This is a genomic window from Acinetobacter sp. ANC 5600 (assembly GCF_002018395.1).
Taxonomy (GTDB): Bacteria; Pseudomonadota; Gammaproteobacteria; order Pseudomonadales; family Moraxellaceae; genus Acinetobacter; species Acinetobacter amyesii.
In genome coordinates, this window is record NZ_MVKW01000005.1 from 15,436 (window position 1) to 36,730 (window position 21,295).

Annotated in this window: 18 protein-coding genes; 3 read left to right on the forward strand and 15 right to left on the reverse strand. The window is 42.3% G+C overall.

Annotation, left to right across the window (positions count from 1 at the left end):
• Nucleotides 1-98 precede the first annotated feature (98 nt).
• The 3 genes from B1201_RS12000 to B1201_RS12010 all read left to right on the forward strand — a co-directional run bounded on the left by B1201_RS12000 (nucleotide 99) and on the right by B1201_RS12010 (nucleotide 2,944).
• Nucleotides 99-1,484: an MFS transporter gene (locus B1201_RS12000; protein WP_078193740.1), complete on the forward strand. Its 1,386-nt coding sequence runs from the start codon at nucleotides 99-101 to the stop codon at nucleotides 1,482-1,484.
• 396 nt (nucleotides 1,485-1,880) lie between these two features.
• Nucleotides 1,881-2,117 carry a VF530 family DNA-binding protein gene (locus B1201_RS12005; RefSeq protein ID WP_078193741.1) on the forward strand — a complete coding sequence of 79 codons (237 nt, stop codon included), beginning with the start codon at nucleotides 1,881-1,883 and terminating at the stop codon, nucleotides 2,115-2,117.
• A gap of 128 nt (nucleotides 2,118-2,245) precedes the next feature.
• Nucleotides 2,246-2,944, forward strand: coding sequence for a DUF1826 domain-containing protein (locus B1201_RS12010; protein ID WP_078193742.1), 699 nt, complete (start codon nucleotides 2,246-2,248; stop codon nucleotides 2,942-2,944).
• 144 nt (nucleotides 2,945-3,088) lie between these two features.
• Here B1201_RS12010 and B1201_RS12015 read toward each other — a convergent pair whose 3' ends face one another.
• The 15 genes from B1201_RS12015 to B1201_RS12085 all read right to left on the reverse strand — a co-directional run bounded on the left by B1201_RS12015 (nucleotide 3,089) and on the right by B1201_RS12085 (nucleotide 21,040).
• Complete coding sequence (locus tag B1201_RS12015; protein WP_078193743.1) at nucleotides 3,089-6,244, reverse strand: efflux RND transporter permease subunit; 3,156 nt, start codon at nucleotides 6,242-6,244, stop codon at nucleotides 3,089-3,091.
• On the reverse strand, nucleotides 6,234-7,460 hold the full coding sequence (locus tag B1201_RS12020) for an efflux RND transporter periplasmic adaptor subunit (RefSeq protein WP_078193744.1): 1,227 nt from the start codon (nucleotides 7,458-7,460) through the stop codon (nucleotides 6,234-6,236). Before B1201_RS12020 ends, B1201_RS12015 begins: the two co-directional genes overlap by 11 nt.
• Nucleotides 7,461-7,473: 13 nt before the next feature.
• Nucleotides 7,474-8,796: a TolC family protein gene (locus B1201_RS12025; RefSeq protein ID WP_078193745.1), complete on the reverse strand. Its 1,323-nt coding sequence runs from the start codon at nucleotides 8,794-8,796 to the stop codon at nucleotides 7,474-7,476.
• Between the two features lie 47 nt (nucleotides 8,797-8,843).
• Nucleotides 8,844-9,275, reverse strand: a complete 432-nt coding sequence (locus B1201_RS12030) for a cation efflux protein, CzcI-like (RefSeq protein WP_213032935.1) — start codon at nucleotides 9,273-9,275, stop codon at nucleotides 8,844-8,846.
• A gap of 194 nt (nucleotides 9,276-9,469) precedes the next feature.
• Entirely contained in the window at nucleotides 9,470-10,873 is a 1,404-nt protein-coding gene (locus B1201_RS12035) for an amino acid permease (RefSeq protein ID WP_078193747.1), read from the reverse strand.
• A gap of 213 nt (nucleotides 10,874-11,086) precedes the next feature.
• Nucleotides 11,087-11,725: an ATP-binding cassette domain-containing protein gene (locus B1201_RS12040; protein WP_078193748.1), complete on the reverse strand. Its 639-nt coding sequence runs from the start codon at nucleotides 11,723-11,725 to the stop codon at nucleotides 11,087-11,089.
• Nucleotides 11,712-12,410, reverse strand: coding sequence for a molybdate ABC transporter permease subunit (gene modB / locus B1201_RS12045; RefSeq protein ID WP_078193749.1), 699 nt, complete (start codon nucleotides 12,408-12,410; stop codon nucleotides 11,712-11,714). Before modB ends, B1201_RS12040 begins: the two co-directional genes overlap by 14 nt.
• A gap of 3 nt (nucleotides 12,411-12,413) precedes the next feature.
• The gene (gene modA / locus B1201_RS12050; protein ID WP_078193750.1) at nucleotides 12,414-13,175 is read right to left on the reverse strand and encodes a molybdate ABC transporter substrate-binding protein; all 762 of its coding nucleotides are present in this window, start codon (nucleotides 13,173-13,175) and stop codon (nucleotides 12,414-12,416) included.
• 9 nt (nucleotides 13,176-13,184) lie between these two features.
• A complete protein-coding gene (locus tag B1201_RS12055) occupies nucleotides 13,185-14,435 on the reverse strand; it encodes a molybdopterin molybdotransferase MoeA (protein ID WP_078193751.1) in 1,251 nt (416 codons plus the stop codon).
• Nucleotides 14,432-15,355: a bifunctional molybdenum cofactor biosynthesis protein MoaC/MoaB gene (gene moaCB / locus B1201_RS12060; protein WP_078193752.1), complete on the reverse strand. Its 924-nt coding sequence runs from the start codon at nucleotides 15,353-15,355 to the stop codon at nucleotides 14,432-14,434. The genes B1201_RS12055 and moaCB overlap by 4 nt, the downstream gene beginning before the upstream one ends.
• A 51-nt stretch (nucleotides 15,356-15,406) precedes the next feature.
• Nucleotides 15,407-15,973: a molybdenum cofactor biosynthesis protein MoaE gene (locus B1201_RS12065; protein WP_078193753.1), complete on the reverse strand. Its 567-nt coding sequence runs from the start codon at nucleotides 15,971-15,973 to the stop codon at nucleotides 15,407-15,409.
• Nucleotides 15,974-15,975: 2 nt separating this feature from the next.
• Nucleotides 15,976-16,227, reverse strand: coding sequence for a MoaD/ThiS family protein (locus tag B1201_RS12070; RefSeq protein ID WP_078193754.1), 252 nt, complete (start codon nucleotides 16,225-16,227; stop codon nucleotides 15,976-15,978).
• A 2-nt stretch (nucleotides 16,228-16,229) separates the two neighbouring features.
• Nucleotides 16,230-17,267, reverse strand: coding sequence for a GTP 3',8-cyclase MoaA (gene moaA / locus B1201_RS12075; RefSeq protein ID WP_078193755.1), 1,038 nt, complete (start codon nucleotides 17,265-17,267; stop codon nucleotides 16,230-16,232).
• 357 nt (nucleotides 17,268-17,624) lie between these two features.
• A complete protein-coding gene (gene mobA / locus B1201_RS12080; RefSeq protein ID WP_143221703.1) occupies nucleotides 17,625-18,248 on the reverse strand; it encodes a molybdenum cofactor guanylyltransferase in 624 nt (207 codons plus the stop codon).
• Nucleotides 18,248-21,040, reverse strand: a complete 2,793-nt coding sequence (locus B1201_RS12085) for a nitrate reductase (RefSeq protein ID WP_078193757.1) — start codon at nucleotides 21,038-21,040, stop codon at nucleotides 18,248-18,250. The genes mobA and B1201_RS12085 overlap by 1 nt, the downstream gene beginning before the upstream one ends.
• Nucleotides 21,041-21,295 lie beyond the last annotated feature (255 nt).

Here is a 21,295-nt window from a genome sequence, read left to right on the forward strand (position 1 = left end):
GACAAAACAATGGTTATAGAAACAGTTGGTTGCATCAAGCAACCTGCCATTTTAATCAAAGTAGGTAGTTATATGGACATGAATAAAAGGAATTTCGCATGAATAATTCGCAAATAGAAATGAATACACCAGAACTTGCACTGGATATCCCCGAACAATCGAGTACACAGAAAATTGCTTTAGCAACCATCATTGGTACCACCATCGAGTGGTATGATTATTTTATTTATGCTGCTGTTGCAGGTTTAGTTTTTAACCAACTTTTTTTTACACCTGCCGGACCTGCTTTCGGAACCCTATTAGTCTTCGCTTCGATTGGTATTAGTTTTATTTTCAGACCCTTTGGTGCCTTTATTGCAGGTTACTTTGGCGATAAATTAGGACGTAAAGCTGTACTCGCTATGACTTTGCTTTTGATGGGTGGGACGACGACCATGATTGGTTTACTTCCAACCTATGAGAATATTGGTATCGCAGCTCCGATCATTTTAATTTTATTGCGTATTTTACAAGGTATTTCTGCAGGTGGTGAATGGGGTGGAGCTGTATTAATGGCTGTTGAACACGCTCCTACCAAAAAACGTGGCTTATTTAGTTCATTTCCACAGTTAGGTGTACCACTAGGTTTGTTACTTGCATCCTTTGTTCTGGTGATTATGACCGCTTATGTTTCTCCTGGTGACGCATTTTTAGAATGGGGATGGCGCGTACCATTTTTACTCAGTATTATTTTATTTGGTTTAGGCTATTGGATTCGTCGCTCAGTTGAAGAAAGTCCAGTGTTCGAACAATTAAAAGAGCGTAAAAGCACAGCAAAAAAACCAATACGGGAACTATTTTCTGAGTATAAAAAACTTATTTTAACAGCTTCCCTTCTTACTGCTGGTACAACTTCACTTGGTTATATGACAGCAGGCGGTTTCATTCAAAGTTTTACTACTAATCCAAATGGCATGGCGTTAGATCGACCAACAATTTTGAGTTTAGTCTGTACTTCTGCAGTCATTTGGACATTCTTTACTTGGCTTTCAGCAGTCATGTCCGATAAATTTGGTCGAAAACCTATTTATATTTTAGGTTCAATCATCCAAATTTTAACTGCACTATTCTTATTCCCATTGGTTAGCACTGGTGAATATGTATACATTATGCTTGGTTTAGCAATACTCGCTATGGGAATTGGAATCACCTATGGTGTGCAAGCTGTTTATTATTCTGAACTCTTTCCTGCATCTATTCGATTCTCTGGTATTTCGATTACTTATGCACTGGGTTCAATCATTGGTGGTGCATTTGCTCCCCTGATTGCTGCAGCTTTAATCACTAAAGCTAACGGCATTTTCTTGGTAAGCACCTATCTGACGGTTATGGCTGTTATTGCTTTCATTGCAATCTGTGTACTTAAAGACCGCACAGGTATTACACTGGAACCAACCGATGAAGCTGAGAATGCACAAAAGAAATCGCCATTTGTTTGGAAATAATCTTAGCGTTTAGATTTTTAAAATGACTTGCACATGATGTCATTAAAAATAAGACTTGACTCGGACTTTTCAATCCGAGTTTTTTCTTGACTGATGCTTATAAATTTCTGCATATACTAACAGTCAAAAGAAGTATAGGCTGACTAACTAAAAATGAATTGTTTAAATTAATTATTTTATGAATTTTAATTCTTCTTTTATTAATTTTACGCTTATAAATCTCATACCCAAGATCTTATCTAGAGTGTTTCTTTGTTTTTAAGCAATCTTAGTCTTGCAAAATGGCTTCGGAAATATGTTAAATATTGAATATGAATCACATTTCAGTTCAAACTCCCACTTTTTTCAACTCGCTCAGGTTATAATGATCGTCTCCCAAAATACGATTGATCTAATATGAGCACCTCCAATGACCCTTTACACGGCAAAAAACTTGCTGACATCTTGGATGAATTATTGGATTACTACGGCGGTTTTGAGGGCTTAAGCCGTAAAATTGAAATTAGATGTTTTTGCATAGATCCAAGCGTTAAATCATCACTACGATTCTTACGTACTACACCTTGGGCACGTGAAAAAGTAGAAAGCTTATATTTGTATGTCTTACGCCAAAAAGCCAAACAGAAAGCATAACGATTAATACCTAAGCTCAAATAATCTTGTATAGCAGTTTGTGTTTTAAGATAAAATGAAACTGCTGAATCCTTCTAGCTATTCCTTGCACGCAGTATTTTCGCCTCAGATTTAATTCGATCCCTATTATGAGCAATCCTTTTTCCCAGCATCCTCAAATTGGTGTAGTTACTACATTTTCTGAATTGATTCACAGTCATTTCGAAGGTCAAATGAATGCGCTTTGCTGGCAACGTAGCTTACAAGGTGACTTTAAAGAAGTAGTCAAAAAACTCGAACTGATTGAAAATATTACTGAAGTTTCTATATATGATCTGATGGAATTAAAGCTTTCAGCGCAAGGTCATTTAGCTAGAGAAATCATTTTAAATGACATGCAACAATTAACAGCATTTGGTGCATCACCCTCGCTGAATTTGCTTAAATGTTATGAACGCGATGATGAATTCGATTTCATCTCAACCGATGTTTATTCTTTTCATGTTGATCGATCACCCATCGCTACCGATACCTTTTTATGTACGTATTATGGTGCTTCTAGTGATATTGTGCCAAATGATCAAGTCACACAAAAAATCTTAATTCCTGAAATACGAGAGCAACTCAAAGCTTTATACGATGGCCATGACTCAGAGTTTGATGACTTTTTAAAGGAATATTTTTTTGATTTACATTATCAACTCAAAGACAATGCTGTGCCTGTAAATTTAGGCAATGGTCATCTATGGCGTTTAGCGGTGGATCATCCTACACAGCCAGTTTTACCTTGTGTGCACCGCGCACCTGTTGAAAATGCAGGTGAATATCGGCTTATGCTGATTTGCTGATTTGCTGATTTGCTGATTTGCTGATTTGCTGATTTGCTGATTTTAAATATTGATAAATCCTGAGTCCATACGATCCATTCTGTCTAATGAATGAACCGTATGGGTTAATGCAATATCGTTTTAATTTTGATTGATTAGTCTAGTTTATTTAGATCGAGCTGTATTAAGCCAGCGGTAAAGCACAGGCAATAGCACCAAGGTCAGCAAGGTGGAAGAAAGAATACCGCCAATCACCACAGTCGCTAAAGGCCGTTGTACTTCGGCACCTGTACCTGTTGCTAAAGCCATTGGCACAAACCCTAAAGAGGCAACACAGGCGGTCATGAGTACTGGGCGTAATCGAAGTACAGCGCCCTGCCATACGGCTTCATGTAATGGATATTTTTCCCTCAGTTCTTTAATAAAGGTCAGCATGACTAGACCATTCAGCACAGCAACACCTGAGAGCGCAATAAAACCAATACCCGCCGACATCGAAAGTGGAATATCCCTAAACCAAAGAAGCAGTACACCGCCGGTTAAAGCAAAGGGTACGCCAGTAAAGACCAGCAGACTTTCTTTCACATTATGAAATACTGCCATTAATAAAATAAAGATGGTCAGCAGTGCTAAAGGAATGACAATTTGCATTCTTGCTTTGGCAGATGCAAGGTTCTCAAATTGACCGCCATATTCAATCCAATAACCGCTTGGTAATGCATATTGTTTCAGCTGAGCCTGCATATCCGCCACAAAAGAACCTAAATCACGGCCTTCAACATTGGCAGTTACTACAATACGGCGTTTACCATTCTCACGGCTGACTTGATTGATCCCATCTACATTAGACACTGTGGCAACATTTGAAAGTACAATACTGCCACCATTTGGCAACTTTAACGGGAGTTGTGAAATCGTGCTTACATTACGATCTTGATCATTTAAACGAATAACAAAATCAAAACGGCGATCGCCTTCTAAAATATCCCCTACACTTTGTCCACCGACACTGGCTGCCACAGTATCCTGTATAGATTTAACGCTTAAACCATATTGCGCAGCCAAAGCCTTATCTATTTCAATATTTAATAAAGGCAAACCTGAAGTTTGTTCAACTTTTACGGCGCTGCTCCCCGCAACTTGCTGCATAATTTTGGCAATTTTAGTGGCTTCTGTGTTAAGCACTTGCATATCATCGCCAAATATTTTAACGCCCACATCACTACGCACACCTGAGATCAGCTCATTAAAGCGCAGTTCAATAGGTTGGGAAAACTCACTGTTATTGCCAGGAATCGTAGCCACATAAGCCACCATACGGCCACGCAGTTCATCCACACTTTCTTTAGGGTTCGGCCATTCATTACGTGGTTTGAGCATAATATAACCATCGGAAATGTTCGGAGGCATTACATCGGTTGCCACTTCTGCTGTACCTGTACGAGCAAATACAGCCTGAATCTCTGGAAATTTTTTCAGCAGCAATTTCTCAGCGTTCTCCTGCATTTTTAATGATTCTTCTAGGCCTGTGCTTGGTGAGCGCATCAACTGAACTGCAAAATCACCCTCACTCAGCTGTGGTGCAAACTCACTGCCAATTTTGGTGCTTAAAAGCCCAGTAATGAGCAGTAAACACAGTGCAAAAGTCATCACTACAGCCTTGTAATGAAAGGCTTTATTTAAAATTTGAAGATACTGCTTTTTCAGCCAATTCATCCAACGGCTTTCTGTTTCTTTAATTTCACCTTTCACCCAAAGCGCTACAGCAGCAGGTACAAATGTAATAGACAGAATGATCGCCGCCACAAGTGCCAATACCACAGTTAATGCCATCGGATGGAACATTTTTGCTTCTACACCACTTAAAGCAAAAATTGGCAAATAGACCACTAAAATAATTAACTGACCGAATATCAGCGGACGGCGCGCCTGACGTGCAGCCAAAAAGACTTCTTTAAAACGTTCATTTTGCGTTAATGGACGCTTTAATGTTTGCTGTGCATGCGCCAAGCGGCGGATACAGTTTTCAACAATGACCACAGCACCATCAACAATAATCCCGAAATCCAGCGCACCTAAGCTCATCAAATTCGCGCTGATATTCTTTTGTGCCATGCCGGTTAAGGTAAACAGCATTGACAGCGGAATAACACAGGCCGTAATGAGTGCTGCACGGATATTGCCTAAAAAGATAAATAAAATGATGATGACTAGAATTGCGCCTTCAACCAAGTTCTTTTGAACGGTTTTAATCGCTTTCTCTACCAATGTGGTACGGTCATACACTGTTTCAATTTTTACCCCTTTGGGTAAGCTGGCTTGAATGTCTTTAATTTTGGAATCTACAGCTTTCGAGACAGTTCGGCTATTTTGTCCCATAGCCATCATGGCAATACCTAAAACCGTTTCTTCTCCGTTATAGGTTGCACCACCTGTGCGCAAATCATGCCCAATGGAGACTTGCGCAATATCACCCACCCGAATTGGACTGCCATTTGGGCTGTCAATCATGGTGTTTTCAATATCTGAAATGGTGTTTAAGGTTCCCGGCACTCGAACTGTTAACTGCTGACCATTTTCCTCAATAAATCCTGCACCACGGTTTTCATTATTTTCTGTAAGCGCTTGCTGTAATTGTTCTAATGACAGGTTCAGCTGTTGCATGCGGTTTAAATCAGGTGAAACCACGTAGGTTTTATTAAAACCACCAATACTGTTGACCTCGGCAACACCTTGTACACGCTGTAATTGCGGACGCACAATCCAATCTTGAATTTCACGCAAATCCATCGCGCTATATGCCGTGCCATCTGCTTTTTTTGCATTGGGTTCAGCTTTCAGCACCCACTGATAAATTTCGCCCAAACCTGTTGAAACGGGCGACATCGTTGGAGAAACTTGGGCAGGCAATGTCGACTGAACTTCTTGTACCCGCTGATTAATTTGCTGACGCGCCCAATAAATATCCGTACCGTCTTTAAAGACAATCGTGACTTGTGACAGGCCATAACGGGAAATAGAACGGGTCAATTCCAAATCTGGAATACCAGCCATCGCATTTTCAATCGGATAGGTAATCCGCTGTTCCACTTCAAGCGCTGTAAAGCCACTGGCCTGTGTATTAATTTGCACTTGGCTATTGGTAATATCAGGGACTGCATCAATCGGCAGTTTTTGATAACTGTAAATCCCGACGGCAATCCATGTGCAGACAAACAGCATCACCCAAATTGCATTTTGAATTGAAAACTGAATAATGCGTTCGAATAGACCTGCTGGCTTTGGCAAATTAATGTTCGTGTTCTCTGAATTAGTGTTCATGGCCAGCCTCATCTTTTTCCAGTTCAGATTTCAGTAAAAAACTGCCTTGGGAAATATACTTTTGCCCTGCCTCAAGACCCGAAATCACTTCTAGCCATTGCCCATCACTGGATGCTTGTCCAAGTTTTAGCGCTTGTGCTTTTAAATGCACTTGGCCTTTTAGCTCAGATTCAACAATAAAAATACTGTCTTTACTCTCTATGCTTTGTACGGCGGACTTTTGCACCCGTAATGCTTTTTTAGTACCTGAATCAGCCAATAGCACGTTGACCATCACATTCGGGCGAAGCTCAGCAGATTGTTGTTTTAATTTGGCACGTACCACCAAGCGTCCCGTTTGCACATCTGCCTTTGACGTCAGGCTTTGTACCTCTGCGCTATAGAGCTGATCTGAGCCATTGATTTTGAAAGAGACGTTTTGACCCGTTTGTAATTGTGCGGAATATTGATGAGTTAAGTTAAATTCTAGCCACAAATCTTTTAGCTGCTCAATGGTGAACAATTGATCTGCCAATTGCACATTTTCACCTACAACAATATCTTTTTGACTGATTACACCTGCAATAGGCGCACGAATGATAAATCGTCCGTTTTGACCGCTATTCGCGCCCAAAGCTTGCAAGCGCGATTGTGTCGACTGTACGCTAATTTGAGCCTGACGATAGGCATTTTCAGCACGCTGAAAGTCCTGTTTGGCAGAAATCCCTTGAGACCATAGCTTTTGCTCACGCTGATAATCTTGACGGGCTAAATCTAAATTGGCTTCTGCCATACGCAAATTAGCTTGCTGATCAATTAATTCAGGCACAGAAAGCACAGCTAGAGTTTGCCCTTTTTGTACGGTTTGACCGAGTGCCACACTGACTTGCTCGACATGTCCGCTAAAATTTGGGGAAATATGTGCCTGCTGATCTGTATTGACGGCCAATTTACCCGGCAATTGAATAATATTTTCGACCAGACCATTTTCCGCAGTCGCAATTTTAATTCCTTGTTCTATCATTTGCTGAGCACTAAGCTGCAGTTCACCTTCTTCTGCATGTTCTGCTTCAGTATCACTCTTTTTGGCTTCGCTATTTTCACCTTCCGACTCAGTTTTATCCGCATCGGATTTATTTGTACTTAACCAAATAGCAGTACACAGCATCAGCGTTAGGCCAATCAAAACTGCAATCATCAAAGGCTGTGAAATTTTTCCATCTTGTTTAATTTTCATGTGATTAACTGCCTTATTGTGCTGATGCGCTGTTGATGAGATTTTGGGATGCTTCAATGGCTTTTTTATTGAGTTGGCTATAAGCATCTGAACGACTGATTTCTTCATAACTAGTGCCAATACTTAAAGCTTCAGCACTGAGTGCGCTTTGCCAAGCCTGCGCCAAAATTTGCATTTGGCTAAGTCGAAGGTCTTGGAGTTGTTTTGTGGTTTGCTGTACGTCTGTAATGGCAAATTTCCCTGCCTGAAAACCTTGCAAAGTTCGGTTTTGAACCTTTTCAGCCAAACCAATCTGACTGCCTGTGGCATTAAACTGCGTACGCAGACCCTTTAGCTGGTGAATGCTGTTGGCAATGTCCAAAACTTGCTGTTTTAACTCTCGCTGTTGCTGATGATTTAATAAAATTTGCTGTTTTTGCGCCATTGGAATGGCATATTGCTGGCGGTTAAAAATATTCAGCGGAATATCCACACCAAGTACCAAGGCCGTATCATTGGCGTCAGTTGGAGACTTGGTACGTGACATGCCCATATTTAGGGTTGGGTTTGGACGTGCTTGTACTTTTAAATGTTCAATTTGCTGATTTGCCTGCTGAATATTCAAGGCATACAATTTTTGTAACCAGCCTTCCGATAAATTACGCTCAACTAAACTTTGGCTCTGTTCAGGCCACGGTGTAACACTGTTATTCAACGCGATTTGCGAGGTGGTTTCACCCCATAAATTAGAAAGCTGACGCGCCGCAGTTTGCTGTTTTAAAACTGCCTGTTGATATAGACGTTGTATTTCCAAAGCTTCAATTTGAGCACGCTCCACATCCACCAAAGCTATACTGCCTGCTTGATAACGTTTTTGTGCACTGTCCAAATTAGATTTGCTGAGTTTGAGCTGTGTAGCGTAAATCGATTGCTCATTTTGAGCGATGGCTAGCTGTGACCATGCAAACTTCACAATCAACTGACTTTGTGCATTCCAAATTTGCTGTTGCAACTGTATTTGCTGTGCAGAGGTACTTGCGAGTGCTTGATTGATTTTACGCTGACCGAATACATCCAGTGGTTGGCTGATTGCGATACTGAGTTCTTGATCTTGATTTTTACCAAAACCATTTTGTTCAATCGATAGGCTTGGGTTCTGCCAGAGCTTGCTTTGGCGCACATTAAAATCAGAGATTTGCTGTTGTTGTTGCCAAATATCTGTTTGTGCTTGGTAATTTTGTACTTTGGCAAATGCCAATTCAAAACTACTAACATTTTGCGCAAAAGTACTTTGTAAGACCGTCGAAATACCGACAGCTAAGCCTAGACCTATAAACGTCGTAAAATATAAAGACATGATTTTTCCCACTCATTTATTAAAAAAAGTGGCGGGAATGTTTTAGGCTACCCCGCCATTAGCGGGGCATAAACAGGAGGAGGTGTTTGCAGTAAGAGATCAGGTGCTTGATAAAGATTCTTCCAAACAAATTTTGGCGAATATTCAAAGGCCTGATGTGCAATAAAAAGAATCGATTGTTGATTTTGTACAATCAAATGCGTCATAGACGGCAAATGGTCTTGATGATCTTCACCAAGTTGCAGATCGTTAGCGATATTTTTGACTGGTTTGCTACTAGATTCATCAGATGCTTGATGCAACGAATGCTGTGGATTGGTTTCACTGCTGACGCATAAGGTATTTTGATGATGACCAAAATGATAGCTTTGAACAACTTGAGTTTGCTCTTCATGCACACAGAAAGCGGCTGCCACGTTCCAAAGGCTTTGGAACATGAACAATCCAACTAAGACTGTTATCCATGTCGCAGAACGCATATTCCATCAATCAAGAAAATTTTAATGATTATAAAGCTTGGAGTCGGTCGAAGGTCAAGTGAATCTTTGAATTTGTCTTAAAAATGGATTGCCATAGAGATATAACGTAAGGCATTCGCTTTAATCTCCTGACACGGCACATGCTAAAGACAATCCATTGGTTCATGATTACGATTTTTATCAGCGAAACTTTTTTAATTTAGTTCGGAATCATTCTTCAACTTAGCTTTTCTTGTCACCACTATGCCGCAGAGAACTACCAATGTCGTAACACCTAAAGATAATGAAGTCTCATAACTGTAGGCTGGAGATAAAAACATATAGATCAGCACACTTAAAATCACAATAATGACAGCCCATGTCAGCCATGGAAATAGCCACATTTTAAACGCAACCTCAGTTCCATTTTTTTCGATTTGTGTTCTCAATTTAAGCTGTGAAAATGCAATCACTAAATAAACCAATAAGGCAATTGAACCTGTTGTAGACAGTAAAAATCCAAATACTTGGCCTGGAAATAAATAATTGACTGCACAGCAAATTAAGCCCACTACAGACGATGCCAATACTGCAATTGCAGGCACACCAGAGGCATTAATAGATGTGACCCATTGAGGTGCTTCTTTGCGTGTCCCCAATGAAAATAACATCCTTGATGAACTATAAAGTGCAGCATTCATACAACTTGCAACCGCAATAAAGACCACACTATCAATAATCAATTTTGATTGAGGGACATTTAAACTGACCAAGACATATTGGAAGGTGCCTAATTGTTGTAATTGCGGTGAACGCCAATCGACCAATGCAACCGTTATAAAAATTGAAACCACAAAAAATAAGATGACCCGATACAACACTAAATTGGTTGCGCGTTTAATTTTTTGCTCAGGATCTTTTGATTCTGCTGCAGCGATCGATAAGATTTCAACACCAAAGAATGAAAATGCTGAAATCAATATTGCTGAAAGTACACCACCCAGGCCATTTGGCATAAATCCATAATTTTTAAACAGATTTTCTACACCACTTACATTTGGTGCTAAGGGCCAAAACCCCAATATGGCGGTGAGTCCAATGGCGATAAAAATTACAATAGCCAAGACTTTTATCAGAGAAAACCAAAATTCAAACTCACCAAAACTCCGAGTACTAAAAAAGTTCGCTAAACTGAGGAAAATAATAAAAATAGTTGCAAAGACAGCGCTGGATATTGATGGAAACCACGCATGCAAAATTTCTGCACCGGCAATTGCTTCAATAGGAATAACTAATACCCAAAACCACCAATATAACCATCCGATGGTAAAGCCAGCCCATGGCCCTATGGCTTTTCTCGCATAGGTTGAAAATGAGCCTGTGTCAGGTTGAGCTACTGCCATCTCCCCCAACATTCGCATGACTAAAAAAACCAATATACTGGTAATAATATAAGCAAGAACAGCGGCAGGCCCAGCTTTTGCAATCGCAGCAGATGATCCAACAAACAGTCCAGCACCAATTACACCACCGATACTGATCATCGTGATATGCCGATTAGATAGCCCTGCACCCAGTTTTGCAGTTGAATTATGTGTGGCTAAGCTATCATCATGCATCGATTAGATTCCCTGTCTGCACGTTCAGTCGTACAAATCATTATTTCCAAGATCATTAGGAATAAAAAAGGGAAAACGCTGTGTTCTCCCTTGTTTTGTAACAATTTAATCTAGAAAATGAGTTTTTCATAGTTCTAATCAAAACTTTAAGATGCAACTTAATGCCATTTTTTCATCTAATTCACTGTTATTACTTATATAATTTATATTTATTTAAAAACTTATTTGACCATTTTCTAGATACAAAATATGGGCTTTTAAATAATCTAACTCATCGCCATGATGCGTAACATATATCATCGGCAGCGCCAACTGTTCTTTCACCGTGTTTAAAAATGGCAATATTTGATCTTTCAGCCTGCGGTCCAGTCCTGTCAGCGGTTCATCTAACAGCAGTAAGTCAGGCTGTGACAGCAATGCGCGTCCTATGGAAACGCGCTGCGCCTCACCGCCTGAAAGTTCATGCGCCCGCCGTTTGAGCAGTGGCTGTAACTCAAGCAGATTAGTCACTTGCTCAAATTTAAATTTCGCATTTTCCTGAGCGCCTAAGTTCTCCGCATATTGCAGATTTTGCTGCACATTCATATGCGGAAAAAGCCATGCTTTTTGAAAAATCAGCGCAATACTGCGTTGATGCATCGGCACGTTAATCTTCTGCGCCGTATCGAACACTTCACGCGTATTCAGCGATATATAACCTTGCTGCGGCTGCAGCAAACCAACCAAATTTTTCAGCAGCGTAGACTTGCCGCTGCCTGATGGCCCCATAATGCCAAGCAGCTGTTCTTGCATCTGCAGCCGAGCCTGCAATTGAAAATCTGCATATTGAAACTGAAAATCACACTGAAGCATGACCGACTCCGAGTTTTCGCTGATAGCGCTGTAAAATATAATAATTGGCAATCAATGCGCCCAAAGCCGCCAGCAGTGAAAGGATCACTAAACGCATTGCGGATTCTTCGCCATTGGGCTGCTGTATCAGCGAATAGATAGCAATTGGAATGGTTCGGGTTTCATCAGGAATATTACCCACAAAGGTAATGGTTGCGCCAAATTCGCCTAAACTTCGGCTAAATCCTAAAATGCTCCCGATTAAAATGCCCGGCAATGCCAGCGGCAGGCTAATTGATGCAAATACCCGTAACGGATGCGCGCCTAGTGAGCCTGCAACCTGCTCCAGCTGCTGATTAATCATTTGAAAAGACAAACGGATCGGCTGCACAATCAGCGGAAATGACACAATCATGGATGCTAAAACGGCGCCTTTCCAATTAAAAGCCAGTTGAATGCCCCATTCATTGAGCAGCTTGCCGATCCAGCCATTTGAACCAAACAGCACCAATAGCAGATAACCTAAAACCACCGGCGGCAGCACCATCGGCATTTGTAACAGCGCTTCGACTAAAAATTTCAAATGAAACTCATAGCGCGCCAGCACCCAAGCCAGCCCAATAGCAAATGGCAAGCAAAATACAGTGGCGCAAACGGCAACCTTAGCCGACAGAAACAAGGCGCTCCACTCTTCTGGGCTGAGCATGCTTTAGCCTTTCACACCAAAGCCATAATGCTTAAAAAGCATTTTGCTTTGCGCATGGTCTTTAAGATAACGGTAAAACTTCACGGCCTCAGGTTTAGCTGCGCCTTGATGTGTTAAAGCCAATGGATAAATGATCGGTTGATGAGTATGATTTGGAAAAATCCCGGCTATTTTAACTTTAGAACTGATCAGCGCATCGGTACGGTAAACAATCCCCGCTTGGCACTCACCGCGTTCAACAAAAGCCAAAGCCGATCGTACATCATCTGTCCCGACAATCCTTCCATTCAAACTTGATAGCCAGCCCAACTTGGTTAGGCTTTGTTTGGCATATTTTCCAGCAGGTACAGACTCCATTTGCCCTGTACATAAGTGACCTTTGAATGCCTTGGCAAAATTAAACTGCGGCACGACCTTAAATTGCATATTCACCGCTTTAGGCATAATCAGCACCAAATCATTGCTTAGCATGTTGAATACTTGCTTTGCAGGTATTTTCTGTTTTTGCACCAAATAATTCATCCAGTCCACATCTGCTGAAAAATACAAATCACTTGGCGCACCGGCTTCAATCTGTTTGGCTAAAGCAGATGACGCGCCAAATACCGGTACAATTTTGATGTCTGGATTCTGTGCCTGATATTGCTTTGCAATATCGCTGATAGCATTGCTTAAACTGGCTGCAGCATAAATTTTGACTGTTTCCGCCTGAGATGCGCCAGCAATGAAGCTCAGTCCTACTGCTAAAATAAATTTGAATCGCATAGCAAACTCCTAATGCTGAATAAATACGCCTTGAAGAATTTGTCCTGCTTGCACAGACTGCCCTGCAGGAATCCGAACAATGCAATTGGCTTGCATTAAATTGCTCAACATATGCGACTGCTGTTTAGACAGGCTGGTTAGTTGAAGCTTGCCTTGCTTATCAAAGTGCGCCGACATTCTTAAAAACCGCTCACGTGCATCTGCTTTTAGGTCATGTGTCATGACTGCGCTGAACCAGTCCAGCGCAGGTGTTTGACCTTGTAGGGCTTTCAATAATCTATCTGTATAAATTTGCATGCCGACATAGACTGCAGCGGGGTTGCCCGGCAGTCCGAGTAAATAACAGGAACTGCTGTCAGGACGTCGATATTGTGCAAACAGCATCGGTTTGCCGGGTTTTTGTTTCACTTTCCAGAAAATTTGCTGAAAACCGATGTCCAAGGCTGCCGGCCGAACAAAATCATAATCACCGACAGATACGCCGCCAGTCGTTAAAATTAAATCAAAGCTGTCTTTTAAACGGTTGAATAAATCTAAAACCGCCTGTTTTTCATCTGCAATATGAATCACTTCAACTTGGACGTGCTGCGACTGAAACCATACTAAAATCAGCGGCGCATTGGCATCAAATATTTTACCAGCACGGTAATCTTCTATATTTTGCGCAACTTCATCACCTGTAATTACGACCGCAATTTTCGGATAGGCAAAAACTTCGCAGTGTGAAATACCAGCCATACTGAGCGCTGCAATTGATCCAACCGTCAGCTTTTGACCACGCGCTGCTAAACATTGTCCAAATGAAATTTCCTCACCTGCATCTCGAATATCTGCATGCGGGCTTAAGGCTGCAGTCAGTTCAATCTGCTGTCTATCCGCCTTCACTATTTCTTGCCGCGCCACAGTTGCCGTGCCTTCAGGAATCGGCGCGCCGGTAAATATCCGGACAGCTTGGCCTGCTTTTAAAATAGTTTCAGCTGTTTGCCCTGCACGGATTTCTCCAATGAGCTCAAATTGCGCGCCGGGTTTAATTTCACCCGCTGCGCAAATGGCATAACCATCCACTGCGCTTTGCGCAAATAAAGGCAGCTGAATTGGTGAATGCACATCTGCCGCCAAATAACGGCCTAAAGCGTGCTGAAGCGCCAAAGTTTCATGCGCTAAACTTTGCGTATGTGTCTGAATCAGCGTAAGCGCTTCGTCCACTGAAATCAGTCCAGCCTCGGCCCCGCAGCCTGCGTGCAATACGGCTTGGTTCATTGGTAGCCTCCTGCATGCGGAATATTCTTCTGCACATCAAATAGATGCACCAAGGCAGGTAAAATGGCAATCAATGATTCTTTTGCGCCTTGTCTGCTGCCCGGCAGTGTAATGACTAAACTGTCATCAATATAGCCGGCAACACCGCGGCTGAGGGCCGCATAAGGGGTGCGTTTCTGCCCAAAACTGCGGGATGCTTCCATCAGCCCTGGAATTTCCCGTTTTAACAGCGGCTGAATGGTTTCAACGGTTAAATCTTTCTGGCCTAGACCTGTACCGCCCACGGTCAAAATCAGCGGATATTGCGTCTTATGCTGTTCAATAAGAGTCAAAAGCTGTTCAGGACTGTCCGGTATCACTTGATAGCTGATGTTGCTGAAGTTTGCTTCTTCTAAAATTTCGAGGACATTTTGCCCTGCAGTATCTGATTTTTTACCGGCAGCAACCGTATCTGAAAGCACAATAATCGACGCCGATAAGCTTTCTTTCAATACACGGGTAAAATGTGATTTACCGCCTTTTTTCTTTTGCAGTTTCACCTGATCTAGGCATAAATCTTCAGGCTCACAGTGCGGTTTCAGCATGTCATACAGCGTTAAACCGGCAAGACTGACCGCAGTTAATGCTTCCATTTCCACACCCGTTGGGCCAATGGTTTCGACCACAGCACTGATTTCGACATGCGCCTCAAATAATTCATATTCGACATCTGCACGGTAGATCGGCAGCGGATGACACAGCGGAATGAGTTCATCCGTGCGTTTTGCGCCCAATATACCTGCAATCCGTGCGGTTTTCAGCGCATCGCCTTTTTCTGTATTGCCATTACGCAGCAGTTCAATGCAATGTGGCGGCGCATGCAGAATTCCAGTTGCAATGGCTGTACGGTAACTTTCCGCTTTCATGCCCACATTTTTCATTGCTTTGTCCTTATCTTATTCATTTGCATGTGCAGTATTAAATTTGGAGTTTTATAGGTGCCATTGGTAAATATTGGCGTTCAAATGCATGGTCTGATGGCTGTTTTGATGTGCATGTTCACATGACTCGCCATGAATATGAGCATGCTGCGCTGCATGACTTGTCGCCTTGGGCACATGATCTTTACGAATACAGCAGCCCTCTACATATTGGCTGCTGCCGTCCATATAAAACTCTTCTTTCCAGACCGGAACTTCATGCTTAACCCGCTCAACCGCTTCTTCGCAGGCAGCAAAAGCCTCACGTCGGTGCGGCGCATAGGCCATGGCGATAATGGCGGTATCACCGACCTGCAGCGCGCCAATACGGTGTACAACCCGTACATATGACACGCCGTATTTGGCTTGAACTTCCTGTTCAATTTGACGGATCATTTTTTCAGCCACAGGCGCATAAGCGGTATATTTCAAAGCTTTTACCGCTTTGCCTTCATGGTGATTACGCACCGCGCCTATAAATACACCTATACCGCCGCATTCAGGAAATGCCTTAATGCTGTCAAAATCGGCTTGGCTGAATACCGTGTCTTGTATGCGTGAAATATGCTTGAGCTCCATATTCAGCCTCCCGCCACAGGTGACAACAGCACAACGGTACTGTCCTGCATCAATGCGGTTTGCCTTGGCACAATGTCTTCTCCCATAGCGCAGGCGCAGCGTTCAAGCATGTCGAATGACTGCGGAAATTGATCTGCGACCTGCAGCAAAACCTCTGCGATTGACTGCTGTTCGAAGCAAGTCAGACTCAAATTCTCTGGCAGCAGGCGTTCAATAGCGCCAAAAGATTCTATTTTGATGGTGATCTGACTCATCATTAACCTCCAATCATATGCATGCTGATTTTTCTAGATGGGCTGGATTGGGCAGTTATGGCATGAAAGCCTTGCTCCTTCTGCCAAATATAACTGCCTAATTTTTGCTGCAAAGCCATTGCATCGAGCGGCATTAACTCTGTTGTTTTACTGCTTTTCAGCTGTTGAATTTCATGGCTGAGATTTAAACCTTTTCGGGCAAACAGGCAGTTAAAAAACTCGCCTTGCGCATTCAGTCTCAAACGGTCGCAGCTGCCGCAAAAAGAATTGCTGATGGTTGAAATAATGCCTATAGGCAAGCCGTTGATTAAGTATGATCTGGCTGGCGATGTGCCTTGACCGTGCAGTGTTTGCACTTCAAAAACAGTATTGAGTTTATCCAGTATGTTTTGTTCGGTAACGACCGCAGCTTTAGACCAGTTTTGATCGCCATCCAGCGGCATAAACTCGATAAACCGTAGTTCGAAACCTTTTTGCAGCGCCCATTTTGCTAATGGAATGATTTGCTGTTCATTCAAGCCTTTGATTAACACAGCATTGATTTTGATTTCAAAGCCCGCTTGCTGAGCTGCTTCAATCCCATCTAATACAGGCTGTAATTGTTTTTGTGTCAGCTGGAAAAATTGCGCTTCATCCAAACTGTCTAAGCTGATATTTATGCCATCTAGGCCAGCTTGTTTTAGGGCCTGTGCATATTGCTTCAGATAATGTCCATTGGTTGTCATGGAAATACGTTTAAGGCCTAGCTTTCTGAGGTGCTGCAGCTGTTCAATAAAATGTACAACGCCTTGACGCATAAGAGGTTCACCGCCGGTGATCCGGATTTGATCAATCCCGCGCAGCACCATAAACTCACAAAAATTGTAAAGTGATTCAAAACTAAGAAGATTATGTTTTTTCATCCATTCAGGATGTTCAGGCATACAATAGACACATTTAAAATTACAGCGGTCTGTCACTGAAATGCGCAACTTGCGTTTTTCACGGCCAAACTGATCCTTAAAAATGGTCGCTGGCTGTAATTGTGTCATGCTGTTCATGTTTATCTTCCATGGTGCTGTCATTTGCCCTGTCTTAGCTCAGTACAAATTTTGCGCCCTCTTTTCTTGCAGTAAAAATTGCAATAAGTGTTCCAACTTTGCGCTTTTTTGAATATTTATTTCAGAGGATTTGGTTTGTTTTTTTTGACACACAAAATCAATAACTTATAAATAACCAATAGCAATTAAAAATATAAATTGCCGTTAAGCCCATTATCTAAGGTATAAAAGCAGTCTGTTTTATCTCTAGATATCATGCTCAAAAGCTTCATATTGGCTGTAGATTTTCTCTCTGGGTTCAAAAACAGCACATTAGGCTCATTATTTGAAAGGAAAGCTCCGCAAAAGGTACAGCTTTTAGAGAAAATTCAGCTGACGGTGCTGCTGCAGCTCATCTAGAGAGTTAATGCTGTGAAAAAAGAGTGCATTATTTTGAAAACGTGCAACTTGCATGTGCATTTTACTAAAACACCCCTTCAAACTGCGCTGTTTTTGATCAAGATGCACCTGCAGCATTGTGAGACTGCTTCGTTTCAGCAAACAAAATGGATACAGCGCTTTGCCATTAATTTCCACTACAGCTACTTCACACAAGGGATCCCGCTGCATGGCCTGATGCAATCTCGAAAGCACTTTCTTCGGGATATAGGTCACATCGCACGGGACAAACAAAACATAATCAGACTCAACATGTGACCACGCGCTTTTCATCCCCATCAATGGCCCTAAAAATCCGGCTTCATCATCTTGATAAAAGCGGATCGAGGGAATGAGCCGTTTATAAATCGAATGATCGCGATGGCTGTTGATCCAGACATTTTCAGCCCGTGATTTCAACTGCTGATGGATCTTAATCAGCTGAATTTCATTATCAAATTTTTGCAGCACTTTATTCATGCCGTTCATTCTGCGGGCCTGACCGCCCGCCAAAATAACCAAGTCTGTTTCTGGATAGCCTATTGATTTGGTGATTTTCTTCATCATTCTGCGTACTCCGTCTGACAGGCTTTAATTAAGCCTCGAATTTCTGATAAGCACGAACCGCAATTGCCGCCAGCCTTTAAACATGCAGTAACTTGTTTTTCATGGGTAATATTCTTTTCTTTAATGGTTTCGATAATGGTATTTTTACCGACTTTAAAGCAGCTACACACCAGCGGACCTGCACTGTTGGTCATGTTCATCGGCTGACCTGCAAGCAGCGCTTTGCGGTGCATTGCGCTTAGTCGTTCACGCTTAAACATGCCAGCAATCCAATCACGGTCTGGCAGCATAGAGCGTTGCGCAATATATAGACTAGCAATTAAATGCCCATCTTGCAGCACCACGGTATGACTCAAATCGGCAGTTTGATCTTCCAAATTCAGCCATTCAAAGCTTTCATCGGTAAATGGCAGTAATGTTTTCAGCTGCTGAACTGTGTTTCTAAATTTTTTACGATCTGCCAACTCAAAACGTGTCGCTTTCGCTGTTTTAATTTTGGTCCACCACACCGTGTTTTGAATGGTGTTTTGCACCATTTGCTCAAAGCCGTCACGTACATACAGTACACCTTGCCACTGTGTATAAAACGGCTGTACAAATACAGGTGTATGTTTAAATTCAGGCTCACCAGATAGTGCATCGACCACAGGATTCACCACTTTGCCAATACGCGCATCCGATGCGACTTGGTCATTCCAATGAATTGGCGCAAAGATTTGACCGCGTCGAATTTTACTGCTGACCTGTGCACGTAAAATACATAAGCCCCAGTTAGATTTCACCTCAACCAGTTCACCATCTTTAACACCAAACTTCAGTGCATCTTGCGGGTGTATTTCACAAAATGGTTCGGCGATATGTGTACTCAAGTTTGCAGATAAACCCGTACGGCTCATGGTGTGCCATTGATCACGGATACGGCCAGTATTTAAAACCAGCGGATATTCGCCGCAAATCTTGTTCAAAGGGTCAATAGCGGTTATTGCTACAAACTTAGCTTTGGCATCGGCATGGCTGAATTGGCCTGCTGCAAACAAACGGCTGACTGCATCAGCGCTCTGATCTAACTGCCAAACTGGCCATTGCACGGGCTTTAATTCAGCATAATCTTGTGCAGATAACTTACTTAAACCCTGCAAGTTAAAGTAGCGAAAAGACTCAGTGGTATCACGTTGATCTAAAGGCGCATTTTGATAAGCAGATAATTTTGCATGTTCAATAAATATGTCATAGCTGCTGCTGTAGTCAAAACCGCTATAACCCATCTTTTTCGCAACTTGTGCAATAGACCACCAGTCTGCTCTGGCTTCACCCGGCGCATCTAAAAAAGCAGTTTGACGTGAAATACGGCGTTCAGAATTGGTAACGGTTCCGTCTTTTTCACCCCAGCCCAATGCAGGTAAAAGCACATCTGCATATATTGCTGTGTCTGTGTCTTTGCAAATATCCGACACCACTACAAACTCGCATTGCTCTAAGGCACGTTTGACTTGATCTGCATCTGGCAAGCTCACAACAGGATTAGTAGCCATAATCCAGATGACTTTTATTTTGCCGCTTTCAACCGCCTGAAACAGATCAACCGCTTTTAATCCCGCTTTATTGGCAATAAATGGACTTTGCCAAAACTCTTGTACTAATGCCTGATGCGCCGTGTTATCGACATCTAAGTGCGCAGCCAGCATATTGGCTAAGCCGCCAACCTCGCGGCCACCCATTGCATTGGGCTGACCTGTCATAGAAAAAGGCGCTGCACCTAATTTTCCGATTTTGCCAGTCAGCAAATGGCAGTTAATAATACTGTTGGCTTTGTCTACACCGCGCGAAGACTGATTAACCCCCATCGAAAATAGCGACATAACTTTGTCAGTTTGCGCAAATTTTTCAAAGAATAGCTGTAATTTTTCTAAAGAAATACCTGTACGCTCAGCAACTGCTGTCATAGAAGCTTCTGTTTTACTTTGCTCCAGCGCTTGCGCCAAACCTTGAGTATGTTTGGTGATAAAATCTACATCACTATGATTATTTTGTACTAAATACTGCAGCAAACCGTTGAACAGTGCGACATCTTGCCCCGGTAAAATTGGTAAATGCAAATCTGCAGCCTCACAGGTACTGGTAAAGCGCGGATCAATGACCACCACGAACAAATCACGTTCTTCTTTGGCTTTCATAATGCGCTGATACAGCACGGGATGGCACCATGCTGTATTGGATCCGACCAGCACCACCATATCTGTATGCTCAAAGTCTTCATAGCTTGCTGGTACAAGGTCTTCACCAAATGCACGCTTATGTGCCGCCACAGCCGATGACATGCAAAGCCGTGAATTGGTGTCAATATTTGCAGTACCTAAATAGCCTTTGACAAATTTGTTAACGGCATAGTAATCCTCCGTCAGCAGTTGGCCCGACACATAAAAAGCGATGCTTTCACGTCCGTAAAGATCTATACATTGCTGAAATTTTTCGGCAATCAGTGCTGTTGCTGTGTTCCAATCTGTAGCCTGACGAGTATGAAATGGTGATGTTTGACGCCCAAGCATCGGCTGTAAAACACGTGTTTCTAATCCAATCGTATCGGCTAAGTTACTGCCTTTAATGCACAGCTTGCCATAGTTTGATGGATGGTTCGCATCGCCAGTCACGCTCACTTTTTGCCCTAAAGCTGTCTGTTCAACTGTTGCGCTCACGCCGCAGCCGACACCGCAATATGGACAAGTGGTTTGCGTTGTTTTAATTTTATTTTCTGTGGAGCTATGCAGTTCCACTATCGGGATGCTATTCACTTCTGCTGGCTCCTTTTCCAAACTTTTTTAAACACTTAACACGCTCAAATCGGTGTCTTTTCATTTACGTTTATATTTAAAGGTCAACATTCGGTTCGACCTACTTTTCTTTCGGGAAAAGTAGGCAAAACCATTGTCATCCGCTGAACTCGTCCACTACCGGCTTCTAACAGATGTATTGCAAATACATGACTATTCATCTGCAATCCTGCCTTAAACAACAGCGGATGACGTTATCGCGTATCCAATGACGAT

Bases quoted from the DNA above. Each gene is read 5' to 3' on its own strand.
- modB (WP_078193749.1), bottom strand. From the start codon at position 12,410: ATGCTCAGCCCAGAAGAGTGGAGCGCCTTGTTTCTGTCGGCTAAGGTT.
- B1201_RS12030 (WP_213032935.1), bottom strand. From the start codon at position 9,275: ATGCGTTCTGCGACATGGATAACAGTCTTAGTTGGATTGTTCATGTTC.
- B1201_RS12000 (WP_078193740.1), top strand. From the start codon at position 99: ATGAATAATTCGCAAATAGAAATGAATACACCAGAACTTGCACTGGAT.
- moaCB (WP_078193752.1), bottom strand. From the start codon at position 15,355: ATGAAAAATGTGGGCATGAAAGCGGAAAGTTACCGTACAGCCATTGCA.
- B1201_RS12025 (WP_078193745.1), bottom strand. From the start codon at position 8,796: ATGTCTTTATATTTTACGACGTTTATAGGTCTAGGCTTAGCTGTCGGT.
- B1201_RS12040 (WP_078193748.1), bottom strand. From the start codon at position 11,725: ATGCTTCAGTGTGATTTTCAGTTTCAATATGCAGATTTTCAATTGCAG.
- moaA (WP_078193755.1), bottom strand. From the start codon at position 17,267: ATGAACAGCATGACACAATTACAGCCAGCGACCATTTTTAAGGATCAG.
- B1201_RS12035 (WP_078193747.1), bottom strand. From the start codon at position 10,873: ATGCATGATGATAGCTTAGCCACACATAATTCAACTGCAAAACTGGGT.
- B1201_RS12055 (WP_078193751.1), bottom strand. From the start codon at position 14,435: ATGAACCAAGCCGTATTGCACGCAGGCTGCGGGGCCGAGGCTGGACTG.
- B1201_RS12005 (WP_078193741.1), top strand. From the start codon at position 1,881: ATGAGCACCTCCAATGACCCTTTACACGGCAAAAAACTTGCTGACATC.
- B1201_RS12070 (WP_078193754.1), bottom strand. From the start codon at position 16,227: ATGAGTCAGATCACCATCAAAATAGAATCTTTTGGCGCTATTGAACGC.
- B1201_RS12010 (WP_078193742.1), top strand. From the start codon at position 2,246: ATGAGCAATCCTTTTTCCCAGCATCCTCAAATTGGTGTAGTTACTACA.
- B1201_RS12015 (WP_078193743.1), bottom strand. From the start codon at position 6,244: ATGAACACTAATTCAGAGAACACGAACATTAATTTGCCAAAGCCAGCA.
- modA (WP_078193750.1), bottom strand. From the start codon at position 13,175: ATGCGATTCAAATTTATTTTAGCAGTAGGACTGAGCTTCATTGCTGGC.
- B1201_RS12065 (WP_078193753.1), bottom strand. From the start codon at position 15,973: ATGGAGCTCAAGCATATTTCACGCATACAAGACACGGTATTCAGCCAA.
- mobA (WP_143221703.1), bottom strand. From the start codon at position 18,248: ATGAAGAAAATCACCAAATCAATAGGCTATCCAGAAACAGACTTGGTT.
- B1201_RS12020 (WP_078193744.1), bottom strand. From the start codon at position 7,460: ATGAAAATTAAACAAGATGGAAAAATTTCACAGCCTTTGATGATTGCA.